Source organism: Alkalihalobacillus deserti (assembly GCF_020734105.1).
Taxonomy (GTDB): Bacteria; Bacillota; Bacilli; order Bacillales; family Bacillaceae_D; genus Halalkalibacter; species Halalkalibacter deserti.
In genome coordinates this window covers 1-25461 of the sequence record NZ_JAJAFR010000014.1, presented here as the reverse complement: position 1 = coordinate 25461, position 25461 = coordinate 1, and the positions used below count along the sequence as shown (strand labels likewise).

At 35.8% G+C, this 25461-nt stretch carries 22 protein-coding genes and 6 pseudogenes; 24 read left to right on the top strand and 4 right to left on the bottom strand.

Annotated elements, in window-relative coordinates; all coding sequences use genetic code 11:
* Nucleotides 1–248 precede the first annotated feature (248 nt).
* Nucleotides 249–527, top strand: coding sequence for a BREX system ATP-binding domain-containing protein (locus LDX58_RS19025; RefSeq protein WP_265416767.1), 279 nt, complete (start codon nt 249–251; stop codon nt 525–527).
* A gap of 8 nt (nt 528–535) precedes the next feature.
* Nucleotides 536–715 carry a hypothetical protein gene (locus tag LDX58_RS19020; protein ID WP_227938412.1) on the top strand — a complete coding sequence of 60 codons (180 nt, stop codon included), beginning with the start codon at nt 536–538 and terminating at the stop codon, nt 713–715.
* Nucleotide 716: 1 nt separating this feature from the next.
* On the opposite strand, the pseudogene LDX58_RS26130 reads toward LDX58_RS19020, so the two are convergent.
* A pseudogene (locus LDX58_RS26130) lies at nt 717–794 on the bottom strand (hypothetical protein); the annotation flags it as partial.
* A 425-nt stretch (nt 795–1219) separates the two neighbouring features.
* Between LDX58_RS26130 and LDX58_RS26495 the strand changes: the two are divergent.
* The 3 genes and pseudogenes from LDX58_RS26495 to LDX58_RS19005 form a co-directional block, all read left to right on the top strand.
* Nucleotides 1220–1330, top strand: a pseudogene (locus LDX58_RS26495) (ATP-dependent DNA ligase); the annotation flags it as partial.
* A 69-nt stretch (nt 1331–1399) separates the two neighbouring features.
* Nucleotides 1400–1858, top strand: coding sequence for a hypothetical protein (locus LDX58_RS19010; RefSeq protein ID WP_227938411.1), 459 nt, complete (start codon nt 1400–1402; stop codon nt 1856–1858).
* Between the two features lie 579 nt (nt 1859–2437).
* Entirely contained in the window at nt 2438–2746 is a 309-nt protein-coding gene (locus LDX58_RS19005) for a hypothetical protein (RefSeq protein ID WP_227938408.1), read from the top strand.
* A gap of 182 nt (nt 2747–2928) precedes the next feature.
* On the opposite strand, the pseudogene LDX58_RS19000 reads toward LDX58_RS19005, so the two are convergent.
* Nucleotides 2929–3387 (bottom strand): annotated as a pseudogene (locus tag LDX58_RS19000) (M48 family metallopeptidase); the annotation flags it as partial.
* Nucleotides 3388–3452: 65 nt separating this feature from the next.
* A complete protein-coding gene (locus tag LDX58_RS18995) occupies nt 3453–3656 on the bottom strand; it encodes a SprT family zinc-dependent metalloprotease (RefSeq protein WP_227938405.1) in 204 nt (67 codons plus the stop codon).
* A gap of 192 nt (nt 3657–3848) precedes the next feature.
* Here LDX58_RS18995 and LDX58_RS18990 point away from each other — a divergent pair, with 192 nt between their 5' ends.
* Nucleotides 3849–4325 carry a hypothetical protein gene (locus LDX58_RS18990; RefSeq protein ID WP_227938403.1) on the top strand — a complete coding sequence of 159 codons (477 nt, stop codon included), beginning with the start codon at nt 3849–3851 and terminating at the stop codon, nt 4323–4325.
* A gap of 1341 nt (nt 4326–5666) precedes the next feature.
* Here the strand turns inward: LDX58_RS18990 and LDX58_RS18985 are convergent.
* On the bottom strand, nt 5667–6680 hold the full coding sequence (locus tag LDX58_RS18985; protein WP_227938401.1) for a DUF3231 family protein: 1014 nt from the start codon (nt 6678–6680) through the stop codon (nt 5667–5669).
* Nucleotides 6681–6942: 262 nt separating this feature from the next.
* Between LDX58_RS18985 and LDX58_RS18980 the strand changes: the two genes are divergently transcribed.
* The 18 genes and pseudogenes from LDX58_RS18980 to LDX58_RS18895 all read left to right on the top strand — a co-directional run.
* Nucleotides 6943–7473 (top strand): CBO0543 family protein, encoded by a 531-nt coding sequence (locus LDX58_RS18980; protein WP_227938399.1) that lies wholly within the window; start codon nt 6943–6945, stop codon nt 7471–7473.
* 319 nt (nt 7474–7792) lie between these two features.
* Complete coding sequence (locus tag LDX58_RS18975) at nt 7793–8803, top strand: DUF3231 family protein (RefSeq protein ID WP_227938397.1); 1011 nt, start codon at nt 7793–7795, stop codon at nt 8801–8803.
* Nucleotides 8804–9642: 839 nt separating this feature from the next.
* A pseudogene (ltrA, locus tag LDX58_RS18970) lies at nt 9643–11459 on the top strand (group II intron reverse transcriptase/maturase).
* A gap of 613 nt (nt 11460–12072) precedes the next feature.
* Nucleotides 12073–13238 (top strand): IS3 family transposase gene (locus LDX58_RS18965; protein ID WP_227938395.1). Its coding sequence is split into 2 segments (ribosomal slippage): nt 12073–12325 and nt 12325–13238, totalling 1167 coding nucleotides; the frame shifts between segments, so codons are not numbered across the junction.
* Between the two features lie 774 nt (nt 13239–14012).
* Nucleotides 14013–14963: a sugar-binding transcriptional regulator gene (locus LDX58_RS18960; RefSeq protein ID WP_227938393.1), complete on the top strand. Its 951-nt coding sequence runs from the start codon at nt 14013–14015 to the stop codon at nt 14961–14963.
* Between the two features lie 74 nt (nt 14964–15037).
* Nucleotides 15038–15481: a transcriptional regulator GutM gene (locus LDX58_RS18955; RefSeq protein WP_227938391.1), complete on the top strand. Its 444-nt coding sequence runs from the start codon at nt 15038–15040 to the stop codon at nt 15479–15481.
* A 1-nt stretch (nt 15482) separates the two neighbouring features.
* Nucleotides 15483–16028: a PTS glucitol/sorbitol transporter subunit IIC gene (srlA, locus tag LDX58_RS18950; RefSeq protein ID WP_227938390.1), complete on the top strand. Its 546-nt coding sequence runs from the start codon at nt 15483–15485 to the stop codon at nt 16026–16028.
* Nucleotides 16029–16041: 13 nt separating this feature from the next.
* Entirely contained in the window at nt 16042–17070 is a 1029-nt protein-coding gene (gene srlE, locus LDX58_RS18945) for a PTS glucitol/sorbitol transporter subunit IIB (protein WP_227938388.1), read from the top strand.
* A 57-nt stretch (nt 17071–17127) separates the two neighbouring features.
* Nucleotides 17128–17490: a PTS glucitol/sorbitol transporter subunit IIA gene (locus tag LDX58_RS18940; protein WP_227938386.1), complete on the top strand. Its 363-nt coding sequence runs from the start codon at nt 17128–17130 to the stop codon at nt 17488–17490.
* 27 nt (nt 17491–17517) lie between these two features.
* On the top strand, nt 17518–18300 hold the full coding sequence (gene srlD, locus LDX58_RS18935) for a sorbitol-6-phosphate dehydrogenase (protein ID WP_227938384.1): 783 nt from the start codon (nt 17518–17520) through the stop codon (nt 18298–18300).
* A 77-nt stretch (nt 18301–18377) separates the two neighbouring features.
* Entirely contained in the window at nt 18378–19043 is a 666-nt protein-coding gene (locus tag LDX58_RS18930; protein ID WP_227938381.1) for a transaldolase family protein, read from the top strand.
* A 21-nt stretch (nt 19044–19064) separates the two neighbouring features.
* The gene (locus LDX58_RS18925) at nt 19065–19742 is read left to right on the top strand and encodes an HAD family hydrolase (RefSeq protein ID WP_227938380.1); all 678 of its coding nucleotides are present in this window, start codon (nt 19065–19067) and stop codon (nt 19740–19742) included.
* A 48-nt stretch (nt 19743–19790) separates the two neighbouring features.
* Nucleotides 19791–20056 (top strand): annotated as a pseudogene (locus LDX58_RS18920) (phosphocarrier protein HPr).
* A 179-nt stretch (nt 20057–20235) separates the two neighbouring features.
* Nucleotides 20236–20796 carry a DUF4372 domain-containing protein gene (locus LDX58_RS18915; protein ID WP_227938379.1) on the top strand — a complete coding sequence of 187 codons (561 nt, stop codon included), beginning with the start codon at nt 20236–20238 and terminating at the stop codon, nt 20794–20796.
* Nucleotides 20753–21163, top strand: a complete 411-nt coding sequence (locus LDX58_RS18910) for a transposase (RefSeq protein WP_227938378.1) — start codon at nt 20753–20755, stop codon at nt 21161–21163. The genes LDX58_RS18915 and LDX58_RS18910 overlap by 44 nt, the downstream gene beginning before the upstream one ends.
* An 843-nt stretch (nt 21164–22006) precedes the next feature.
* On the top strand, nt 22007–23563 hold the full coding sequence (locus LDX58_RS18905) for a glycine betaine uptake BCCT transporter (RefSeq protein ID WP_227938377.1): 1557 nt from the start codon (nt 22007–22009) through the stop codon (nt 23561–23563).
* A gap of 371 nt (nt 23564–23934) precedes the next feature.
* The gene (locus tag LDX58_RS18900) at nt 23935–24801 is read left to right on the top strand and encodes a MurR/RpiR family transcriptional regulator (RefSeq protein ID WP_227938376.1); all 867 of its coding nucleotides are present in this window, start codon (nt 23935–23937) and stop codon (nt 24799–24801) included.
* 289 nt (nt 24802–25090) lie between these two features.
* A pseudogene (locus tag LDX58_RS18895) lies at nt 25091–25461 on the top strand (2,3-diaminopropionate biosynthesis protein SbnB); the annotation flags it as partial.

Sequence of the window (25461 nt, the reverse complement as noted above, 5' to 3'; positions counted from 1 at the left end):
TTAAGCCCTCAATGCCTTTAACACAAGGTTTCCATTAAATGAATGTGACCAGCACCTGTTTATTTGCAGGTGTTTTTCTTATGAAGTTTATTAGAAAATGAATGCTGTTAACCGATTGAAAAAAGTCTTTTATATTTGAACGGTGCATTCAAATTCCTACAATCCAATCGTTTTGAAACAACTGAATTTCGTATTTATCACAACCTGTTATCACTTTAACCCCTTTAAAACGCGATGAAACGTTTGTTTTGTTACAGAAAATAAGGGATATCCATGCTGTTCATTACGGTTATGAAAGTTCGGTCAATGATGATGAAATCATGAGTTTTATTCAAGAAGAATATGCTAGGCCTGGTGCAGAGGAGAATTTAACAGTTGGTGAAGTTATCCGTAATTTTATTGGTGCATTAAATATTCTTCAGCAAAATCCAAATTACGAGCGTGCCAAACTATTTGGTAAGCTAAATAATGAAGAAAAAGTACCAGAACCGAATATCAACTCTCGTTTTTCTCGAACGGAAGGGTAGTTAATGTTATGACTTCATTTCAATTACTCTCGAAAACAATGCAAAAGAAAATTTCGGATATGAACTGGGATAAACTTACTCCCGTTCAAAATAAAACAATTCCAGTCATTATTGAAACAAGTGCCACTTATGTATGGGAATACCGCTATTCTCACACAGTTTTTCAATCCGCACAAATTGGTTATTAATCAACGCTTTTAACAGAGAAATATATAACACTTTTAACTGCTCTTCTGCGTTTTCTTCTATGCATGAAATGATTGGCAAAAAAGCTGCTTCCGTTTTACCAGATTTGCTTTCATTCTAATTAAAAGGTAATAAGCGAATGTATAAGCAACCATAGGCAAATACAAAAAACATCGAGTTCCAGATGAGAAACCAAAAGCTTTTTCACTAACGATTACATGTTGTGTATAGCAAGGTAATCCAGACGGAATCTTTCCTCAGTTTAATCCAAACGTTAAATAGCCAATAAAAAGCCCTCACATAATTATATAAGTAGTTTCGTTTTTGTGGAGAAACATAGAAAATAACAATCTAATTAGCGGACTAAACCACTTAATGTCAATGCAATCATAGTGGCTGTTCTATTTTTATTTCTAAACAAATGCGTCATAGTCAAAGATTCCATAAATGACAATTAGTCACCAATGAATCCATAGGGAATTGTATGTATAATTGTGGTGGTAAAAGTGTTTTTTGAACCAATGCTATTACAAAAAGAAAATGAACCCTGTGATGATGATTCATATATAACGGAATTAAAGCTATATGGAATTAGACTGGTACTTTCAAAGTTTGATGAGAATAGTCCTTGTTGATGTTACAAAGTTGATACAAAACAAAAAACAACTTAGGAGAGTGTTGAATAGATGATTAAAAAATTGGTGTCAAGTTTAACAATAGTAGTTCTTTTAGCTTCAGGTACTCAAGCTTTTGCTAAGGAAGGTAACAATGGTAATAAAAATGGATGGAATAATCCTAAAAATCCTCATTATGAAGCGCCTGTTGTTACGCTTCCTGCTGAGGTTGCTCCAGTAGAGACTCTACCTGCTCCTGTTGAGATTGATATGCTATCTCCAATCTTTGCAGATGTTAAGAGCTATTTAGATGGAAAGATTGGCTTTGATAGTCACGCTTCTATTGTTGGTCTTAATACATTATCTGTACCTGTACAGTATTCTAACTGGGTTATTGTGCAGTATTATCAAACTTCCATTAATGAAGCTCTAGCTCATGATCTTCGTATTATTGATGTAGAGCACCAGAACATCCACACTGATGGAGGCATCACTAAGTATGCTGATATGATTGTAACTATTGGAAGATAGGTTATTTAAGCGCCTGTTGCTGATAGAGAGCTTTGGATTTTTTTGAAGAAGTGCAGCAAAAACAAAACTTGCAAAAAGACGAATAATTCTAACCAACCTTAGATAATTAGACGAAAACTCCCTTCAAAAAAGATGGGAGTTTTTATTTAAGTAGCAAAGATTGTGAATGATTGTACTTACACTAACGAGTGCGATGCTTTAACAAGGCATAGCTTGCCTTTGTTCCTCAAACGTGGCAGGTTACTTCAATTATGACTCTATAAAGGCTAGTGAAAGAAGAATATGTGTTTTTTCTGGTGAAATGTGTGCTAGAAAGGGTAGTAAATGATCAGTATAAAAGAACAAATATCTTTAGCATTTGAGTTAGTTGATAGAGGCGAATTTTAAAAGCAGATACACTTTATTTAGATTTCCTTAATCAAATATCTTACAAAAAACAAGTGAATTTAAACTAGTCCTACATGGAATGGGTTATGTTAAGTGTCAAATGAACAAGTTTAATGAAGCCCCGAAGTATACACAATGAAATTGAGTAAAAAACGTTTTTGTCAAAACTATCTAAAAGATGAGGTTCTCATAATGCAATGCAAAGTAAAAAACGGTTATGCAGAAATAGGTGATCAAATAAAGGTATTAGGGTATATCGATCAAACTGGAACATTTCGCATGGATCAATATTATAACGGAATCGAATACATTGTGACAGGCTTCAAAGAATACGAAGGTGAAATGGAGATTTTATATAAACGATTACCGCCAGTGAATCATCCTCGACAACTAGAAATGATTGAATACACGCGGTTTAGTCATTCACCGCAAATTATTGAGATCATCAAAAAACGAGAAACATTTTGGTCAAAGCTAATTAAAAAATATTTCAATTCGTGACTGCTTTCGAGGAATCAACACTAGAAAATTTTAGTATTGGAGTAAATAAAAAAGAGAATGCTTACTTATAGTACACCTTAAGGAGGTTGTTTGTGAAGTAAAGTAACGGGGGGCTTTTTTGAATAAGGGCAGCATTAAAATTAAACGCATTTGAAATTTTCTTAACACTATTAACTCATTATTTATAATGATAACAGTGGTCCATTGATTCTGAGCCACTCTTTCCGTTGCTCATAGTTAGGAATAATTGATTGTACAAACTTCCAATAATTTTTAGAATGGTCAGGGTATCTAAGGTGAGCTAACTCATGCACAAGCAAATAATCAACAATAGGTATAGGCGACATTATAATTCGCCAGTTTAAATAGATTGAACCATCTGGTGTACACGTACCCCAACGCATTTTCTGATCTTTTAATTTTACTTTCGAAGGGACAACGTTCATCTTTGGTGTGTAAATGGATAGCCTGTCGTTCAGTTTTTTTTCACCGTTTTCGTAGTACCACCTTTTAAAAGCAAGAGAAAGCTCTTCATTTTTTTCTTTTTCGGAGAAATGAAAAGGTATCTCACTTATAAATCGACCTCTATTAAAGGTAAGACGAACGTTCTTTATATCCTCTGAATTTTGCACTTTCAACCGATAGTTCCTTCCTAAATAAGCAAATTTCTCACCGCTAACAAATTCTTTTGGAGTAGGTTTTTCGACTACTCATTAATAGCATTCCATTTATTTAAAATCCAAGGAGCTTTTTTATGTAGGATTACTTGCAATTGATGCTCGTCTATGTGATCTGGTACTGTCACCTTAACGCCGTTTAGCCATTCGATTGCAATAGATACGTCTTGTTTATCAGAGCTGTATTCAAGTTCATAATCTATGGTTGTTGTACCGTATACAAAATTTGGCATTAATACTAACACCTCTCTCTCTCTTTGATAAATTTTAGTTTGTTTGACATGTAAGGTCAATTGGTGTGAACGGTCAAAAGAAATATACGTTTATTATAAATTCCATTATCTAGATAGTATCTCTCATTTCATAATACAAACACTTTAAACAAAACGATTCTGGAAAGAAAATCAGAAAAAGGTGGGGGTATTTTGAAGAAGAATCTTTTAGTAATGAGTTCATTTCTGCTAGTTATTTTATGTATAGGTTGTACAAATCCCCAAAGTGGGGGAGTACAAAAGGAGACCTTAGAGAAACAAGGAATGACTGTAATGAATGAAGATAGAGGATTAAGAGAGAATCCTCATCAAATTATTGCGGAATTAGAAGAACAAATTGTACAGTTAGAGGAGAGAATTGAGTATTTAGAACAAGAAAATCGGGAATTAAAAAACGTTACTGTTATTGAGAAAGTATATGAGGAACTGGAAGCGGGAATGTCAATGGGAGAGGTATCAAAAATCGTTAGCGAAAATGGCCTTAAGATGGAAGGGGTTAGCGGTACTATGAATGTTGTAGTTTATAAAATTTATTCCGATGATATAGAACAGTACATAACAGCTGGATTTCCAAAAATGGAATTTGGAGATGGAGAAACTCTTGGAGGTTTTTCTATCAAAGGAAATTAAAAATTAGAAAAGCAAAGCTCAAAGGTGGTTTAACCACTTCTTAACAAAATATGCTTTTAACTGTCAAAAGTAACTAATACCATTCTGGTCACACAGTGGTCACGGAAAAGAAATTATTAGATGAAATTATCAAATAAAAGCAGATAAATAAAATATCCGAAAGCCCTAATACAAAAGGCTTTCGGACAATAGTAAGTATTATAGGAGGTTAACGAGCCACCATGACAGGATGGAGGTCACTGGTTCGAACCCAGTACGGGTCATTCATAAGAAAAAGCTGAACCCCTTGGTATACAAGGGGTTTTTTTGTATAACAGAGTATAACAGATTGAACTATTTTGGTGTGAACACCCCAGTTGGGGGCATATTGGTGGCGAATAATTTATTAAATTTTTTTTTCGATGAGGTTGTTAGCACAATAGGTTGAACAAGGGAAAGATGGGATGCCTAATGCTCCTGTGGGAACTAATACATTAGATTTAATTAATAGAATTTATCAGAAAGGTTTCCTCTTTTTTCTATGCTAATTATATAGTGCTGAATGGTTTGGAGGACGTCGATACATTTAAAGGCAGACTTATATTTGATTACAGCCATTGAAATGTACCACCTCTGACATAGTATTTACTACCAAATGACAAAAAGTGTACCAAAGAATGACAGACCGTTTACCACTGCAACCCTTCTAGTGATAAAAGATATAACCATAGTTTTGAGAATCAAAAATGTTAAAAACTGATTGACTTTCAATAAGACCATTCTTCTGCAAACGGGCCATTATCTACAGTATGTTTTTCTACCGTATTTAACGAATGTAATGATACAAAAACAACCAGATTTCTATCTTTGTGGAAACATTATATACAGTTATTTTTTATAGTATTCAACGTATTCAAAGGTAAGGGGAAATGGACTTGGCGAACTGGAGAAAGAAACAACCTTGAAGTTTAGTGTGGAAGTGTACTTCTTCCAGATTAAACTTCAAGGACAGTAAGCGTAAGCGCGGTAGGTGTGATAGATAGGCTTGTTGCCTAACGAAAAAATTGCACAAGCTTCAGTATCAATTCCATCCACAGGGGGCTTGTGGTATGCCTTTAAAACGTTTATCTATGACTACATGTAATCAACGAAAAAGGGTGCATTCTTTCACCTTTTTTGAGCTGGTACTGTAGATAAGTGCCAGATTGTGGAGTAACTATTATATTACGTAGTAGACTAAATACTGCGCAATAAATATCTTCATTTTTAGGTGACTTTGTGAAAGAATTTACTTAAGCTAACGGAGTAGGATAGCACAATAAAACAGACCAACATTCACAAATGTTTAGTCTGTTTATTTCATTATCTTTTATTTGCTAATTGATCCCTGTCAGGTGCTTGGGGAATTTGTTCCATCCATCCATTCTCAATCATAATATTGGCACCATCTTCTGCATATAGAGCAACTTCTGATATAAGCCTAGTATAATGTGCCCCTAAATCTCGCCTGGTACTTGTACCAAGAGCTTTCCCATAGTGCCCGATTCCCATTCCGTTTAATGCTTCTATAATGGACATTATTAATTTATCGGAAAAGGTAGGCACATTTGAGTCGGATGGTAAAGCGTCCCAAGCACTTGCCGAAGGAAGTAAATCATCACTTAGAATAGAACCAAAGATCTCAGTATGCTTATCTGCAATATCTCTTCCCCTAATCATATAATCGCGTACTTCTTTGGATTTTGCCACCTGACTGAAACCCATGCACAATGTTCGTCCCATTTGGTTTCTGGTCATATTATGATAAATCGCTGCCATTTCAATGACGTTTAGCGGTCTACGGGTCCCAAACCAACCCGTTAGGTAACTTTGCTTTTGGACGTATTCTACCTTTTTAGGTGCTGGAATGTAAGGGGCTCTAATGAATATCCCTTTGGACAGCATCACTTTACTGGCTTTGTTGAATAGTGTGGATGATTCGTTTAAACATTCAGTAAAGTATTCGGATATATCGAATCGAGCACAAGTTGATAAAGCATATGAGTAATTCTCCATATTCATTTTTGCGAAATTTTGCATTGTAAAGATATAAAAATCATCGGTGAACAATCGCGGGGCTTCTATATACACATCAGCCTCAATTGAAAAACCGTCAGGTACAGGAAGTTGTTCTTCATTAAAAAAAGACGTTAACTTTTGAACACGAACTTTAGATAACTGCAAGGTGAAATCAAGGACAGAACGGATCTCACGATCTTCAACATTTGATAAAAAGTTTTCGATTATACATATTGACATCGTTTCTTTCATGTAACTGGTCCATAAGTTTGCTATTTCTGCTGATTTAAATTCAATTTTATGCTCTGTTTCGACCATCGTATGTTTCCTTCCTTTCAACTATACATAATGAATTGTCATTTTTAAGGTTCCAATAAACGTAAAGTGTTATTCAACAAACGGATACAAAACTTTAACAACTGGAGTTGTCGCTTCGGCAGCTCTTTTATTTTTAGGACTTATTAAAGTAACTGGCAGGCTAATGCAAAGGGAATTTCTTGAAAAGTTTAATATTATCTTTTTAAAAAGCCAACGCATTTAATGCGTTGGCTTTTTAAATAATCATAAAGGGTGAAAATATATGCATGTTCTTACTGCCATTATCAGTGTCATTGCTGTTTTTGTTTGGGGGAACTGGAGAAATTGGAAGAAATATCATGCAACACTACTCTTTTTTGCTCTTGGGAACCTTGCTTATAATTTCTTAACAGCAAATTACTTCTTGTGGCGTTTAGATGCTGATTCATTTTCAAACCATACTCTTACTGAAATAAAATATACATTTATTATTTTCCCAGCAACAGGTCTGCTCTTTTTAGAGAACTACCCTGAAGGAGTCATAAAACAGATTTTACATAATTTAAAATGGATTTTTATTTATGCAATCTGGGAATACATGTTTAATTTAACAGGACACATTGAGTACCAATTCGGATGGACGTTTTTGTGGTCGGTAGCCGTACTTTTTGTAATGTTTCCTATGTTAAAACTGCATGTAAATCACCCTTTGTTAACATATATTTTGTTCGGAATTGTTTCCACTTTCCTACTTTGGTGTTTCAATGTTCCTGTTCATCTTCCTGTGGAAGAGAGGATACATTATGGGAAATAATTTATTGAAATGACTGTTTTTACTATGATAGGATTTCTGATTACACTACATTCATTAGCGACTAGCATGAGGATAACTTAAAAAGGCATTACATGGAGTTGTTAAACACAACTTCAAAGGTAGCGAAAAAAGTCGAAAGTTAATGATTGATAATCATTGGTTTGAACAACTACCTCAACAAAATAGAATAATTCCTTAAATTTAAGAAGATGTAATAGAATTAACGGATTCTATGACCTTATTCTTATGGATTAGTACAGCATAAATTTAAATAATGAGGTCAAACTAAAGTGAGAATAACTTTAGGGAGGAACGCTATATGCCAGAGAAACCTGCAATTACGTCATCTGAACTAGGTACGTTATGGCTAACATACCAACAGAAAACAATGATTTTACGAATGTTAGAGTATTTTATTGAGAAAGCCGATGACGAAAAAGCCAAGGGAATTATGACTAATTTACATGGAGAAATTGACCTTTATGTTGGTAAAATAACAGAAACTTTACAAAATGAAGGTGCTGTAATACCAGTTGGTTATACCGATCAAGATGTCAACATAGGGGTGCCGAAGTTATATGATAACGGTTTCGACATAATGTTTGTTCGTCTACTAAAAGAAATTAGTATGGCATTGCATTCATTAAATTTAACTATGGCGTATCGAGAAGATATTGTTATGATTTTTAATGAACTTACTGCCATTACTCAAAAGTATTACAATCTTTGCACACAATATTTGCTTGAAAAAGGTATGCTTGCTCGCCCTCCTTATGTTTCAATGCCAAAATCGGTTGAGTTTGTAAAAAATACAACCTATTTAGGTGGACTCGCCATTAATCCATTTAGTGAAAAACGGACATTGAATACGGTAGAGGTTGCTCATCTTCATCATTCTATTGAATCAAATCTCACTGGGATTCAGCTGATTACAGGTTTTGCCCAATGTGCAAATAAAGAAGAAGTCGGTAAATTCTTTAACGAAGGAGCAGAACTTGCTAAAGGTATTATAAAGGAATTAAGCGAATCCTTACTACAAAGCGGTATACAAACCCCTGAATCATCGGGTGGCAATACAACTCGTTCAACGGTGGCTCCATTTTCTGATAAATTGATGATGTATTGCACAAGTCTATTTTGTAGTTTTGCTATGGGGAGCAGCTCATTAGGAACTGCTTTTAGTTTACGAAATGATTTACCAGCAAAAATGGCTATTTTTATGAAAGATACCTTTGAATATGCCCATAAAGGTGCAAAAATAATGATTAACAATGGGTGGATGGAAGAACCCCCTCAGATGGAAGAACGGAAGCAACTAATTAATAAATAAAAGCCCTAAACACTTATTGTGATAATTTTCACTACAAGTGTTTTTTGAAAATAATTAAACGAACGGGTGCTTATGTTGTGCGAAATGTTCCTAGTTTAAATGGAGGATGGTTACATCTCTCTGGTAAAGGCTAGGCAATTCCTTGTGGAATTGAAGGATTATATCGAAGAATCAAATGAAGAGGTAACGCTCGGAAGGGTTCTCTCTTAGTCGATTAGCACTAGATTCGGTAAGGAAGATAGTGTTAAGAGCTCGGTGAGAAGGCGTAAGAATTTACCGTAACAGTGTAGTTTAGCTGACGAAAGCCTACCCGCGGGGGTGGTGTAAATCATGATGCTTGAGTTGAATGAATATGGTGAGAATGCAAGACAACCTATAAGAAAAGGTTACGCTGACAAACTTCTGAATGTACGGGTCTAAACGCACGATACATAGAAATGTGTATATCACCTAATTGTGAGGTTAGTAGTGGATGAGTAAGACTAACATATATGAAAATCCATGATATGTTAAAGGCATATGACCGACTAACAGGCTTACAGGAAGCACCTAAGTTCATTCTTTAATAGATATAATTCAACGTTGTAAGCTGATAACGTGGAGAGCTTACTCTCAATGAAACGTTGAGAAGGAAAACATTAGTGAAATTAGCTACTGTATAACTTCACTTAATATCAGTGAAAGTGGTGGCACAGTACCGATGAAAGGTGTAATCAACCCGGAGGGATAGCCACTAGACTAATGAAGAATCATTCAACCATGTATGGCAGAACTTTATCGATTAACAAGGTTCTTGTGAGACTAATAGAGGCTCAACTCCTAAGGGAGTCACCGACTTGTTGAAACGGAAGAAACTGAGACACAGTGAGTATTACGATATGCAACATTGTTTTGATAATCTTTACGCTCAAAGTGTCAATGGTCAAAATTTCTATGATTTAATGGAACTGATCAGTTGAATGAAAATATACGTCTTGCCTATCGAAATATCAAACGAAACACAGGGAGTAAAACAGCAGGGACAAACAAGTTAACGATTGATGATATTAAAAATTTGTCAGTAGAGGATGTAATTGAACACGTTCAAACTATGTTCAAAGCATACAAACCTGAAAGTATTCGGCGAGTCTTTATTCCTAAAGCAAATGGCAAAGTAAGACCACTAGGAATCCCAACGATATGGGATAGAATTTTCCAACAATGTATCTTACAAGTATTAGAACCCATTTGCGAGGCGAAATTTCATAAACACAGTTACGGCTTTAGACCAAACAGAAGCACTCATCATGCGAAGGCGAGATTAGAATCGCTTATCAATATGGTGGGTCTTTATCATTGTATAGATGTAGATATAAAAGGTTTCTTTGATAATGTTCATCACAGCAAATTACTTAAACAAATCTGGTCATTAGGAATAAAAGATAAATCTCTACTTTCGATTATTTCGAAGCAACTAAAAGCAGAAATTGTTGGAGAGGGTGTTCCCACTAAAGGAACCCCGCAAGGCGGTATTCTTTCACCACTTTTATCAAATATTGTCCTAAACGAACTGGATTGGTGGGTAAGTAATCAATGGGAAACTTTTCAAAGCAACCATAACTACAAACATAATGGAAGCAAAGTAAAAGCACTCAAAAAATCCAATTTAAAAGAATGTTACATCGTTAGATACGCTGATGATTTTAAGGTATTATGCCGTACACGTTCACAAGCGATTAAAATGAACTATGCCATTAAAGATTTTCTTGAAACTAGGTTACATCTTGAGATAAGTGATGAAAAATCAAAAGTTATTAACTTAAAGAAAAATTCGTCAGAATTTCTAGGATTCTCCTTCCAGGTAATTAGGAAAGGAAAAACTAGATTTGGTTATGTAGCCAAATCCAATATGACGAAGAAAGCAAAGTCCAATGCACTTATAAAAATTAAGGATTCTATAAAAGCAATTCAGAAGAAACCATGTATTGAAACAGTCTGGCACTATAATACTGTCGTAATGGGGATTCAGAACTATTACGCAGCAGCGACTGAAATTATGAAAAATTTAAGTGAGTTGAGCACCCATCTAAACAAGACGTTATATAATCGACTAAAGCACTCCAGAAAAGAAGCAACATTCTCCGATATGACTATTACATTACAAAAACGATATAAAGGCTGTACATCAAGGCTTTATAAAATAAAGAATATGGTATTTGTCCCTATTCATGCCCAAAAGCACAAGACAAATCTATGTTTCTCTCAAGATATTTGTAATTATACGGTAAAAGGAAGAGACAAAATACACCACAATCTTAAAGCGACTGATAAAAATGTTTTAGCTCATGTCATGAAAAACTTTATTCCCAATCGAACGATTGAGTATAACGACAACCGCATTAGCAAGTTTATTGCCCAATATGGAAAATGTGCCTTAACAAGTATTGAGCTTGGGAAACATGACTGGCACTGCCATCATAAAAATCCGTATCATCTCTCAAGAGATGACACGTACTCAAATTTGATAGTGTTACATGAATCCGTTCATCGGCTGGTACACTTAAAAGACCATGAGAAAATTAAAAATCTAATCAAGGTTTTGGAGCTGAATAACAAGCAAATTCAAAAGGTAAATGAACTACGAAAACAATGCAAAAACGACTTAATCATAAATTAGGATAAAAGCGCTTCAATTAAATACATAGAACTGAATGAATTGGATTAGCTGGAACGCCGTATGCGGTGAAAGTCGCATGTACGGTGTGAACAGGGGGAAAAGGGGGCGATAATTTCAAACTCTTACCTATCTGTATTAAGAAGAACAACTAACAAAACAAAGTTATTTGCTGCGCAGTACAACGATACTCTTCAATAGATTGTGGCTTAATCACCTCCCCCTATTGATAAAAGGCATCGTAATATTATGAATTGTTCACTCTCTGGTCTTATATCCTATATGTCGTTTGAAGTATGTTGAAATTATTATTTCTTGAATACACTTGTCAAATAACTTTGGTCACTAGTAAGGTATTTAATTTATACGTTTTTAGAGTATAATACCGTTACAAATATTCTCTTTCATATATGAAGGGGAGATCGGAAAATTATTTATTTAATAATATGTAAAAGAAAAAAGTAAATATATACATTGTATTGTATAAAGATAAGTGTAGTTTTAAAGCTAACCTTCATAAGATATCATGTTATTGATGCTAGTATATTTTCATGGACACATCTTAGTTAAGTTCTGGAAAATTTGACTAGAATATTTAACGAGAGGATGTGTCCGTATGGGGATCAAAAAAGTAAGTAAAAACTTCAATGACGATTTCAAAAAAATGGTGGTTAATCTTTATCATACTGGTAGCTCAGTGAAAGATTTAAGTAACGAATATGGCGTATCAGAAGTCACGATTTACAAATGGATTAAAAAGCTTTCTCCAATGGAACTGGAAGATGGAACCTCGGCAACTCCAGATGATTTTGTTAAGTTACAAAAGCAACTTCTTCGTCTTCAAGAGGAGAACGATATCTTAAAAAAGGCTATGGCCATATTCGCGAAAAAGTAAGTCTGACTGAGCTAACAACCATTATTAATCAACACAAGGAGCAGTATGCCATTCAAACTTTATGTGATGTGCTAGAGATTGCTAGAAGTACGTATTATCAGGCTTCCCAAAAGCTTGAGTCCAATCGTGATTGTGAAAACAAGGAACTAACCAAACGAATAAAAGAGATTTATACAGAAAGTAAGGAACGTTATGGAGCTCCGAAAATTCATCATATCCTTCGAAAAGAAGGTTATTCAGTGAGTCTCAAACGAGTTCAGTGTTTAATGAAGAAAGCCGATATACGATCGATTATTAAGAAGAAATATCGACCCTATTCTAGTAATGAAACCGTGATAGAGCGTGGAAATCTGCTAGATCGAGATTTTACCACGACAACCATTAATGAGAAATGGGTAGCTGATATTACGTATATCTATACCATTAAACACGGTTGGTGTTATCTTGCTTCTGTCATGGATCTGCATTCTAAAAAAATTGTTGGTTATTCCTTTTCAAAAACAATGACTACGGACTTAGTAATAAAAGCATTAGCGAATGCCTATTCTACACAAGTACCAGCAGCAGGACTCATCTTGCATACAGATTTAGGAACTCAGTACACAAGTGAAGAATTTACGCAGGATGTTCAAGAAAAAGAGATGAAACAATCTTTCAGCAAAAAAGGTTGCCCATACGACAATGCCTGTATTGAATCGTTTCATGTCACTTTAAAGAAAGAAGAAGTCCATCGTGTAAAGTACTTAGACTATTCATCAGCGAAAATAGCGTTATTTAAATACATTGAAGGCTGGTACAACCGTAAAAGAATCCATGGCGGTTTAGGCTATAAAACGCCACAAGAAGTAGAGAACAGCATTAAGGGAGTAGCTCAGGCGCTACCCTAATTATTAGCACCGCTTTATATGGAGTGGTGAGTGTGGTAGGCTATTTGCCTTGCGAAAGAGAGAACAACAACCATTGGCTGTGTGGAGATCAGTAACTCTTAATTTATACGAGTCTAAATTAAACTCATAACTTGGATGAATATTCACCTAAGTGTGATTTTATAAATCTAGCAGCAATTTGCTCGAGATATTAAAAATCATCTATAGTGAGCTCCGGTGATCACAGATTGACCACTTAATAGAATTAAAAAGAATTAATGAGGATTATCCATAGTGGATTCGGTAATCCTCAAACAGTTGATAAATTAATAGAAATGAACACAAGTACAATAGAGTTAACTTAAGGAATCTCGACACGAATATGGGCGGCATGATGTTATCCTATTATTGTACTGCTCAGTTTCTAGACACCGGATAAAAAAGTAAATTTGCTTTAATCGTCAATATGAATGAAAAAGAATATTTAAAGAGGATTGCCCTTTGTGTACTACAAATAGGCAATCTTTTTTACGTTTATCCTAATGGTTGCAATCGATTGAGAGTTAAAAATGTAAACGCTAAAATAAAAGTTGAAAATTGATAAAGAAATGATTGATTAGCTTCTACATTATTGGTTTTCAGTAAAATGGGTTAAATTATAAAAATGTATTGACTCAAAAATGAGATAAGTCTATACTAAACACAAGCACAAATGACAAAACCTTGCTCATATGTGCAAGTTATTCAAATGTTACAGGGATAATAACACGGCAAGGTTATATCGGAGGTTTGAAGATGTCTAACTGGGAAGAAAGACGGTTACTTGTAAAAGTTGCACAAATGTATTACGAGGAAGACATGACTCAAAATGAGATTGCAAAGGAACTAGGGATATACCGTACGACAATTGGAAGAATGTTGAAAAAAGCAAGAAAAGAAGGCATTGTACAAATCCATATAGATAGTACATCTTATGAGACATTTGAGTTAGAAACAAAACTTAAACAAGTTTTTCAGCTTAAAGACGTCATAGTTGTACCAAATAATGAAAGCGATTCAGATGAAAAAAGGAAAACCACATTGGGTCTTGCAACATTAGAGATGTTAAACAGAATTATTAAAGATGACGATACAATTGGCTTTGCATGGGGGAGAACCATGGGAAGTATGATTGGCCAACCTGTTGAATACAAGGCAAGAAAGGCAGACTTTGTTCCTTTAGTTGGCGGGCCAGGAACATTAGATAGTAAATATCATGTAAATACGATTGTCTATAATGTCGCAAATACTTTTGGTGGATCGTCTCATTTCATTGACGCAGCTGCGGTAGTAGAAAAAAAAGAGACTAAGAACGACATTGTGTCTTCTAATTTTTTCAGAAAAATACTGGATATGTGGAACGAATTAAACATTGCAGTAGTTGGAATTGGTGCACCTCTTGCTTCATCCAACATGATATGGACAGGGTTTTATGGGGATAGAGAAATAGACGAACTAAATAGCCTTAATGCAGTCGGTGACATTTGTTCAAGATTTTATGATATTAATGGTCATGTAATCGAGTCAGAAGTAGCAGAAAGAACTGTGGCGATTGAATTAGAAAAGTTAAAAGAACTTGAGTATTCAATTGGAGTTGCTGAATCGGAAAATAAAGTACCATCTATTATAGGTGCTTTAAGAGGAAGATATATTAATGTTCTAATAACCAATGAAAGTACAGCAGAAGAACTTTTGAAACAAATATAGTTTTATGAGGTTAGATGAGAACGTAACCAAAAGCTATTATTCTGCAACTATGAGAGATTGGAGGTCAGACCAAGATGTTTATCTACTTAATCATTTTAGTTGGGATAGCGTGGCTTGTTCAAAGCTTTTTAGGCTTTTTCCAAATTAAAAACTTTAATAAACATTTCAGCTTTTTAAGACAAAAAGGAAGAGTGGCTATTGGAAGGAAGAGAGGACTCTTTAAAGCTGGTACAGTTATCCTTATTGCCATAAACAAAGGGAATAAGATTATTGAAGCCAGAAAAATGCAAGGGGTTACAGTGTTTTCACGAGTGAGGCCCATGCAAGGATTAGATGGCAAAGACTTGCTTAAACTTACGAAGCAAGACTTGCAAATATATGACAAATTAACAATAGCGGCCATTCAAGATGCGGTTGCGAACGTTAAGGTTATCTCTAAGGGAGGTGAGATTCCTATTCAGAAGACTTTGTTTGAACGTCTAGTACAAAAAGTTACATTAAAAAAAGGGGTGAACTAATATGGACATTATTACTATGTTAGCTGATGGTTTTATGGGGTTATTTGAAAGAGGTGGCGAGGTATTTGTGGATCTTGTCACAGGAATTGTACCTTTATTAATTTGTTTGTTAGTTGCCATGAATGCGGTTGTTCGTTTAGTTGGGACAGAAAGAGTAGAGCGACTTGCAGCGAAATCAGGAAAAAATGTTTTTGCTAGATATCTATTCCTGCCAGTGTTCGGTACGTTTTTCTTTGCAAATCCTATGACGCTGTCATTAGGACGATTTTTACCAGAGAGACACAAGCCGGGTTATTATTCAGCGGCATCGTTTTCTTGTCATACACACAACGGCTTGTTTCCACACGTAAATCCAGGCGAGTTATTCGTATTTTTAGGGATTGCATCAGGGATTACAGCTTTAGGACTTCCAATTGCAGAATTAGCAGTTATGTACTTTCTAGTAGGTGTGGTTACAAACTTTATGCGTGGTGTGGTTACAGACTGGACTGTAGCTTATGTATCAAAACAACAAAAAGTTCAACTTAAAGACACTGTAGAACTATAAGGGGGGAAACAACATGTCAAACTACAATTCAGCTATTGTTCATGCAGGACCAGGTGGTTTTGGTGGCCCATTAAATATTATTGTAAATGAAAAGAAAAATAAGATTGTCTACATTACAGGTGGGAATCAACCAGATATTGCTCAAAAGCTTGCAGATGTAACGGGTGCAGAGTTAGTTGATGGATTTAAAACAAAGGTACCAGATGATGAAACAGCTTGTGTCATTATTGACTGTGGTGGAACATTGCGTTGTGGAATTTATCCACAAAAGAGAATTCCAACCATCAATATTATGCCAACAGGTCAAAGTGGACCTTTAGCAAAGTATATTACAGAAGATATTTATGTTTCAGGAGTTAAAGTTAATAATATTGAAGTGGCAAATGGAGAAGTAGCAGCAAGTGCACAAAAAGAAAGCGCTTCTGTCGGCGAAACAGAAACGCAAGAGACTAATACTAAACAATATAAGTATAGCACAGACAAAAAAATTAGTGAACAACAGAAGCCAAAAGGCATAATGGTCAAGGTTGGAATGGGTATAGGTAATTTTACAAGTACGTTATTCCAAGCTGGTCGTGACACGATTGATACAGTATTGAAAACGATTCTTCCGTTTATGGCGTTTGTTGCCATGCTTATCGGGGTTATTTTAGAGACAGGTATTGGTGACGTATTTGCCAATTTCCTATCACCATACGCAGGCTCTTTACCGGGATTGCTTTTAATTTCATTAGTTTGTTCGTTCCCGCTTTTATCACCGTTTCTAGGGCCAGGAGCAGTAATTGCTCAGGTTGTAGGTGTGCTAATTGGTACCGAGATTGGGCAAGGTAATATCCCGCCACAACTTGCATTGCCGGCATTATTTGCAATCAACTCACAAGCCGCAGCGGACTTTATTCCTGTAGGACTAGGTTTAGCGGAAGCAGAACCAGAGACTGTTGAAGTAGGGGTTCCGGCTGTTCTGTACTCGAGGTTCTTGACCGGGGCACCAACCGTATTTGTAGCTTGGTTAGCAAGTTTTGCTATTTATACGGATTTCTAAGACTATTATTGAGCATATTACTAAATAGAAAAAATTTGAGATTAAGCAGGTGTTAGTATGACTAAAGTTTATTTTACAAATGTAACAAGCATTGGACCTATGGCTCCTACTTTTTATGCAGATAAGATGATTATCCTATTTAAAAGTGATGCACCAGATGAATTAAAAGAATTTTGTATTGTTCATGAGAAGAATGAATTAAATGGAGACGTACTTGTTGGAGATACTTTTAAAATTGGTGAAAACGAATATAAAGTAACAGCAGTTGGAAGTGCAGTAAACCAAAACCTTGGAGCGTTAGGCCATATTACGATTAGATTTGATGGAAGCACAGAAGCAGATTTACCGGGAATGCTTTGCTTAGAAGATAAAGATATTAAAGAGATTTTTGAGGGAGAAACACTAGAGATCGTTCGATAAAAAGAAGGAAATAGGAGTGGAGAAACTATGAGCGGATTACAAAGAGTGGCAATTGTTGCTGGTGGAGGCCAAAACTTAGGAGAGGCGCTTTCTCATCGTTTGGCTGAGGACGGATATAATGTTGTGGTTGCAGATCTAAATGAAGAGAATGCAAAAAATGTTGCAATTGAAATTGAGTCAAAGTTTTCTAGTAAAGCAATCGGTATCAAAGTAGATTTAACGAATGAAGTAGAAGTAGCATCTATGGTCGAAAAGACAGTTGCTGAATTTGGCCAAATCGATCTATTAGTCTATAATGCAGGCTATGCGAAAAGTTCAAAAATCACTGACTTTGAATTAAATGCTTGGGAAACATCAGTAGCTGTAAACTTAACAGGTTACTTCCTATGTGCCCGTGAAGTTTCAAAAGTTATGATTGACCAAGGTTACGGAAACATCATCCAAATTAACTCGAAGTCAGGAAAGGTAGGAAGTAAGCATAATTCTGGTTATTCTGCTTCTAAATTTGGCGGAGTAGGTCTTACTCAAAGTCTAGCATTGGATCTTGCAGAACATAACATTCGTGTGAATTCAATTATGCCAGGAAATCTATTAAGCTCTCCTATGTTCCAGAGCTTACTTCCGCAATATGCGAAAAAACTTGGAATTCCTGAGAACGAAGTAGAACAAGTGTATATTGATAAGGTACCACTAAAACGTGGTTGTGAGTATGATGACATCGCTAATGCCGTAATTTTCTATGCTTCGGATAAAGCAGGTTATTGTACTGGGCAATCTATAAATGTTACTGGTGGCCAAGTGATGTTCTAATACTATGAAAGTCATTATGTTTCTTAACAGCATAATGACTTTCTTCTATATAAATATATCAAGGTGAGGAGACTATTATGAAAATATTAATTGATTCAGCTAACATTGAAAATATTAAACATCTAACTGATTATTATCAAATTGAAGGGGTTACTACTAACCCTACGATTCTGGCCAAAGAACAATTAGATTATTTGGAACAGTTAAAACAGATTCGGAAGATAATTGGTAAAGATAAAATGTTTTTTGTTCAAACGATATCAGAAAACGCTGCAGATATAGTAGACGAAGCAAAACGGATCATATCTGAGATTGATGAGAATGTCTACATTAAAGTTCCTGCGATTAAAGAAGGCTATAAGGCTTTAAAGGAATTACATCATTTGGGGATTAACACTTTGGCAACGGCTATATTCACTGCCCAGCAAGCTCTAATGGCTGCGAGATGTGGTGCGAATTATGTCGCACCATATGTGAACCGAATTGATAATGTTTCAGGTGATGGGATTAAGGTTGTTTCAGAGATTGTCGAATTATTTAATACGCATCAATTAAAAACGGAGGTCATGGCAGCGAGCTTTAAGAATGTTAATCAAGTGCACAAGTGCAGTTTAGTAGGGGCGCAATTCATTACAGCTAGTCCAGACGTCATTGAAGAACTCCACTCTCACCCATCTTCTGAAATCAGTGTTAATCAATTCACGAAGGATTGGCAAGAGCGTTTTGGGACGGTAACGATCTAATTATTTTCATGAGGTGAGGAAATGAAAGGAATAATATTTGATTTTGATGGTCTTATCTTTGATACGGAAACTCCGCTGTATGAAGCGTACCAACATATATTTAAAGGATTTAATGCGGAGTTACCTCTTGAAAAGTTTGCACAAATTGTAGGGACTGGACTAGATGTGTTTCACCCGTATAGATATTTAGAAGAACAGATTGGTCAGTCTGTACTAGATGAAGAGTTAGATCTGAAATTAGAAAAACATCGTTTGGAAGTGCTAGAGAAAGCAGATCTTCGCAAAGGGGTAAGAGAATATTTAGATCAAGCTAAACAACAAGGGTTAAAGATCGCTTTAGCTTCTAGTTCTGAGCGAAGTTGGATTGATAAGTGGCTTACTCATCACAAAATTGATCACTATTTTTCGATAATTCGTACGAAAGATGATGTGCATAAAGTCAAACCAGACCCAGAGCTTTATGAACAAGCTGTGAAAGGGCTTGGACTTAAAAAAGATGATGTTTTTGTTTTTGAAGATTCATTAAACGGGTTAACCGCCGCAAGAAGAGCAGGTCTTTCTTGCGTAATCGTACCTAATCGAATCACTTCACACTTACCGTTTGAAGATTATCAGTATAGACTCAATTCCATGGCGGACATGGAACTGGTTGAGTTAATAAAATATATTAAGGAGAACCAACATTCTCAGACTAATTGATATTGAAAATATAAATTATCTAAACTGCATAAAAAGGAGAATACCACTATGGCAGAAAAGACATTTAAAGTAATTGATAAAACAGGCATTCATGCACGACCAGCAACAATGTTAGTGAAACAGCAGGTCAATTTGAAGGTGATATGAGTCTAGAATATAAAGAGAAAAATGTGAATTTAAAGTCAATTATGGGCATTATGGCTTTAGGAATCCCAGCAGGAGCTGAAATAAAAATTGTAACAACAGGATCAGACGAAAACGAAGCACTAAAAGCAATCACTGAGACCTTAGTAACACAGGGGTTAGCTGAATGATGATATAGAGCATTAAAGGTATTGGGGCGTCAGTATAACTAGGTCATTAGCTTTGCATAAAGTTATTAAAAATTTGTCAAGTAGTTTCGAGTAGAAATTTATGGTTTCAAGACATAAAAAAACTCCTTATAATTAGGTTTGGTAGTTCTGTCCAAATCCCAATTAAAAGGAGCCTTCCCATGGACAAGAATACCATAAAATCTACAATAAATGAACTACTAAAAGTCATTGATGAACATACTTTTTCCAACCTAATTAACGTGATAGACCTTGATAAATACGTGAAAAAGCTAACAGCCTATAAGTTTCTTCAATTGCTTATCATTTCGCAATTGAAAGAAACGAAAAGCTTAACTCAAATGTCAAAGAAGCTAAGAGATGAGGAAGAACTTCAAGTTCAACTTACATTTGATACGATTAGCACTTCACAGCTTTCAAGGAAATTGGGTGATTTATCGCCAACGTTATTTGAAAAGATCTTTCATTATCTCGTTTTGAACATTCAAGCGAAGACGAAGCAATCGCCGATCATTCGTGAGATCGGTCGCTTACACGTGATCGATTCAACAACGATGAGCATGAGTGTAAGTCAGTACCCTTGGGCGACTTTTCGCAAAACGAAATCAGGAATTCGACTTCATTTACGGGTTGTCGTCACGAAAGAGTTAACCTTACCCGATAAAGGAATTCTTTTACATGCCAAAACTTGCAGACCGCACTCAAATGGGAGATCTCATTGACATAGATTCGGATGCGATTCACTTGTTTGACCGTGGCTATATCGATTATAAACAGTTTGAACATCTCTGTTTACACGATGTTCGGTTTATTACTCGTTTGAAGAAGAATGCACAGGTTGAAGTGCTATCTGAACAAGTTCCGCAAGTTGGTTCACCTATTGTGTTAGACCAGGAAGTGTTTCTAGGTAACTCGCAAAATGGGACAAAAATGACCCATCCCTTGCGCTTAATCGAGACACACGATAGTCAGGGAAACGTCGTCATGATCGTCACAAACTGTTTTGACTTGTCTGCCGAAGAAATCGGTGACTTGTATCGTTATCGCTGGAAGATCGAGACCATACTTTATGAAAATGTATCGCCCTAGCTGACGAGCCTATCATGCCCGCCACTCCATGTAAAGCCTATTTATCATAGTTAGAGCAATTCCCATTTACACAAAATAATTTATACTCCCTTAAGGTTATTTACTACTCAGTATAATCCTTCTCTTTAAGAGGAGGATTTTTCTTATTTAATCTAATAATTTGTTATTTACAATCTGAAATTCAGCTAATCTCTTATAAAGCAGCTTTATGAAGGAAAATAGGCACTTTCAAATTTATCAGCGGCACGATCTTGCATATCTTGATTGACGTGAGAGTAAGTCTCTAATGTAATACCAACACGAGTATGGCCTAATCGTCTGCAACAATTTTAGGGTTTTCTCCAATCTAACATATGAGTTGCATGGGTGTGTCTATAATGGTGAGCTCATCATTACAAGGATAACTACCTCTTGAATATCGGCCTAATATAGGGGATCCGATAGTTATATTAAGAATATGTAGTGAGTAATCCTAGTACGAAGGGATAGTAAGACTAGAGACCTAAATAAGCTAGTATTTCGTATGTGACCAATTGAACATTTCTTGGTATAGTTTAGATAATCCCCCAAAAAGCCTATAAACGTGATCTCCTACTGAATACTTCTGTGTATTTCAATCTCTCTAATTATCCAATAACCAAACAGATGGACAATGGTAATTTTACGTTATTTAAAATGTCGTAGTTAAGAGAAAAGAGTAAATGAATTAACGCAATTTTTAAGGGTTCGTTTTGTTGGTGTTGTTTCACAAAAAATACTGTATGGTGGTTTTACATTTTATATGTTCTTTAATCGAAGTAAGACCCTCTGCGAACATATCAAAGATGGGAGTTGAAATTTAATATGAGAAATGCTTCAATTGTTTTTTATATATCATTAGCCCTAGTGGCAGGTCTTGTTCTTATGGGAATCACGATGCCCGCATCGTTAGAGCGTATCACGAGTAGTACACAAGGGGTGATTACCGATTCATTTGGGTGGTATTACCTAGTCATTGTTTCGTTGTTTGTGTTTGTGTGTTTCTATTTATTAGTGAGTCCGATTGGCCGGATTAAGCTTGGGAAACAGGAGGACAAGCCTGAGTTTTCACGTCCAACTTGGCTTGCGATGCTTTTTAGTGCAGGTGTAGGGATTGGGTTAATTTTTTATGGTACAGCTGAACCGATTAGCCATTACGCCGTTAGTTCTCCTACAGGCCAAGTGGGCACGGATCAAGGTATTAAGGATGCGATGAGGTTTACCTTCTTTCATTGGGGGATCCATGCATGGGCGATTTATGGGTCGGTTGCGATGGCTCTGGCATACTTTACCTTTAGAAAAGGTGAACTGAGCTTAATTAGTCGAACCTTACGACCGTTGATTGGGAAACATGCGGATGGGTCTGTTGGGAAGGCGATTGATGTTATTGCCGTAATTTCTACGGTTATAGGGATCGCCACCACTTTGGGATTTGGTGCCATGCAAATTAACGGGGGACTGTCCTACTTATTTGGAGTACCTAGTACTATGACGAGCCAAACCGTCATCATTCTCGTTGTTACAGCCTTATTTATGATTTCGGCCTTAACGGGTCTAAGCAAAGGGATTAAGATCCTAAGTAATTTGAATATGGGACTTTCGGCTGTCCTCTTCTTGATTGTATTTATTTTTGGACCGACACTTTTTACGCTTAACTTATTTACAGATACGGTAGGGGCTTACATGCAAAACTTCATTAATATGAGTTTTCGGATTGCACCCCTGAACGAAGAGGACCGTAGCTGGATTAATGGGTGGACGATCTTTTATTGGGCATGGTGGATTGCATGGGCGCCATTTGTTGGTGTGTTTATTGCTAGAGTCTCAAAGGGTCGAACGATTCGCGAGTTTGTTGTATGTGTCTTATTCGTTCCGTCGCTTATTGGATTCCTTTGGTTTTCAACCTTTGGGAGTGCAGCCGTTGTAACTGAATCTTCAGGGCTGCTTTCGATTTCTTCATTAGTTGCCGAGGAATCTCTTTTCGGCGTGTTAGAAGGGTTTCCGTTCAGCATGGTGTTATCCATTTTAGCCATTTTGATCATTGTCACGTTCTTTGTTACATCGGCTGACTCTGGTACGTTTGTTCTAGGTATGATGACAGCGAATGGATCTCAAAATCCAAGTACATCAATTAAAGTCATTTGGGGCGTCTTTCTCTCGATTACTGCGCTAGCTCTTCTTTATTCTGGGGGCTTGCAAGCTCTTCAAAACACGATGATCATTGCAGCTCTTCCATTTTCAGTGATTATAGGATTAATGGTAGTCAGCTTACTTAAATCTTTAAAACAGGAAGCAAAAGAGCTCGGACTTGGTCAGTTTAGAATGGATCGAAATAAAACGGTTGGTAAACAAAGCAAAGAGGATGTTAAGGAAGCTGGATAAACGATATCAGTCAAACAAGCAACGTATCAACTTCGGTTGGGACGTTGCCTGTTTATCTTTTATGCAATCATTTACAATTTTGTCGTTTTTTTACTGTCTATTGGAGTATTGACCATGAAAAAAAATGATCTGTGGCTTCTGTTGCTTTAGAGCTTGGGCTACATCATGATAAGTAAATCGATGGATAAAAGCTAGAAGGAAGAAGGTATCGGAAAATCTAGCAAGAGCACTAGTCAATCTTCGTTTTAATATCGTAATATCATCATTATAAGCGTAGAAGTATATTTTTTGTATATGGTATAATTATTTAAGTGAATATGTTAAGAGGGGAACATTATTAATAATCAACGAAATTAACAGGTAGGTGGAATATGGAAAAAGTTCAAGAAAAAATGAATGTCTTAGAACGTATTATTTCTATAAAAGATACTTTGCCTAATAAGCAGAAACAACTATGTGATTACATTTTAAACAATCACCAAGATATTGGAATGTTTACTGTAAAAGAAGTGGCAAATAAGGCGAGTGTAGGAACTACGACTGTTCTGAGGTTAGTGAAATTATTAGGTTACGACAGTTTTTTTGATTTAAGAAAAGATTTTCATGACATTCAAAAAGATTATTCAGATAAGTGGGAGAATGTGCAAAAATCTTTTGATAGTAATGATAAAAAAAACTACAAGACGCTTTCTACTGTTTTTCAAGAAGGTGTCCAATTAATGGATAAAACTCTTAACCCTCAATTAGTTGAAAGCTTTAATGTAGCAATGGATTTAATATCAAATGCTGAAAAAATTAATATACTCGGATTACGTCCGTACAAAGCAATTGCGATATATTTAGAGTTACTTATAGAAGAGTTCCACTCAAAAACGAGGCAACTCAGTTATGACAGTGACTCTATGTTTGATCGAATTCTTCAATTTGAGAAGAATGAAATTTTTATTATCTTTAGCTTTGCTCCGGATACCCAGCGAGCAATTGATGCTGCAAAAGTAGCATATGAAAGAGATATTCCTATTATTTTAATTACAGATCATTTGTCTTGCCCGATTGCTAGTTATTCAAGCGTTATACTAAAAACTGAGTCTAGTGAAAATCATTATACAATAATTCCGATTATTGCGCTGGTTGAGTCTATAGTGATTGAATTAGGAATAAGTCAATCAAAAACGTCCATTCAAAAAATACAAACTTTAGTCAACACATTAAAAGATAAAAAAATAATAGTTGAATAAAAGCGTTTTACCTGACATTACTAAGGCATTTTGCCCAAAGGTAATGTCATTTTTTTAGACTAGTCAGCTCTAAAAAGGAATATATGAACCTTTTTATTAAAAAACGGTTTACAATGAATCTAAACGATGCTATTCTATATTTAGAAGTTGGGATATTCAAAAAGTCATTTCAGGGAGTTAGGGGAATATTGTTGAGTACACTAAAAAAGCTTGAGAAACTTGAACAAAGTAAGAGGGTTGGTTTCATTTACCTTTCACAAGAGGATTGCATTAAAGCTGCGGTCTGAATATGGAGGGGACACTGAGTGCAATTCAAAAATCTTTCGAGTTACATGGACACAACGAAGTTGTTCAACCTTCTAAACCAGTTATTCGTTGGGGAGGGCCTGAAACGGAAGAGACAAGAGGAAGAATCATGACGATGCCTTCTTATCTAGGTGGGGATCTTGACGTAGCGGGGATGAAATGGATTCCGAGTATGCCAGAGAATCCTAAAAAAATTGGTCAACCAAGAGCCTCAGCAATCATAATTTTAACCGACCCTAATAACGGTTTTCCTTTAGCGATTATGGATGGAACTATTGTAAGCGCTATGAGGACAGGAGCAGCAACTGGGATTGCAGCTAAATACTTAGCTAATCCGAACTCTAAAATTGTTGG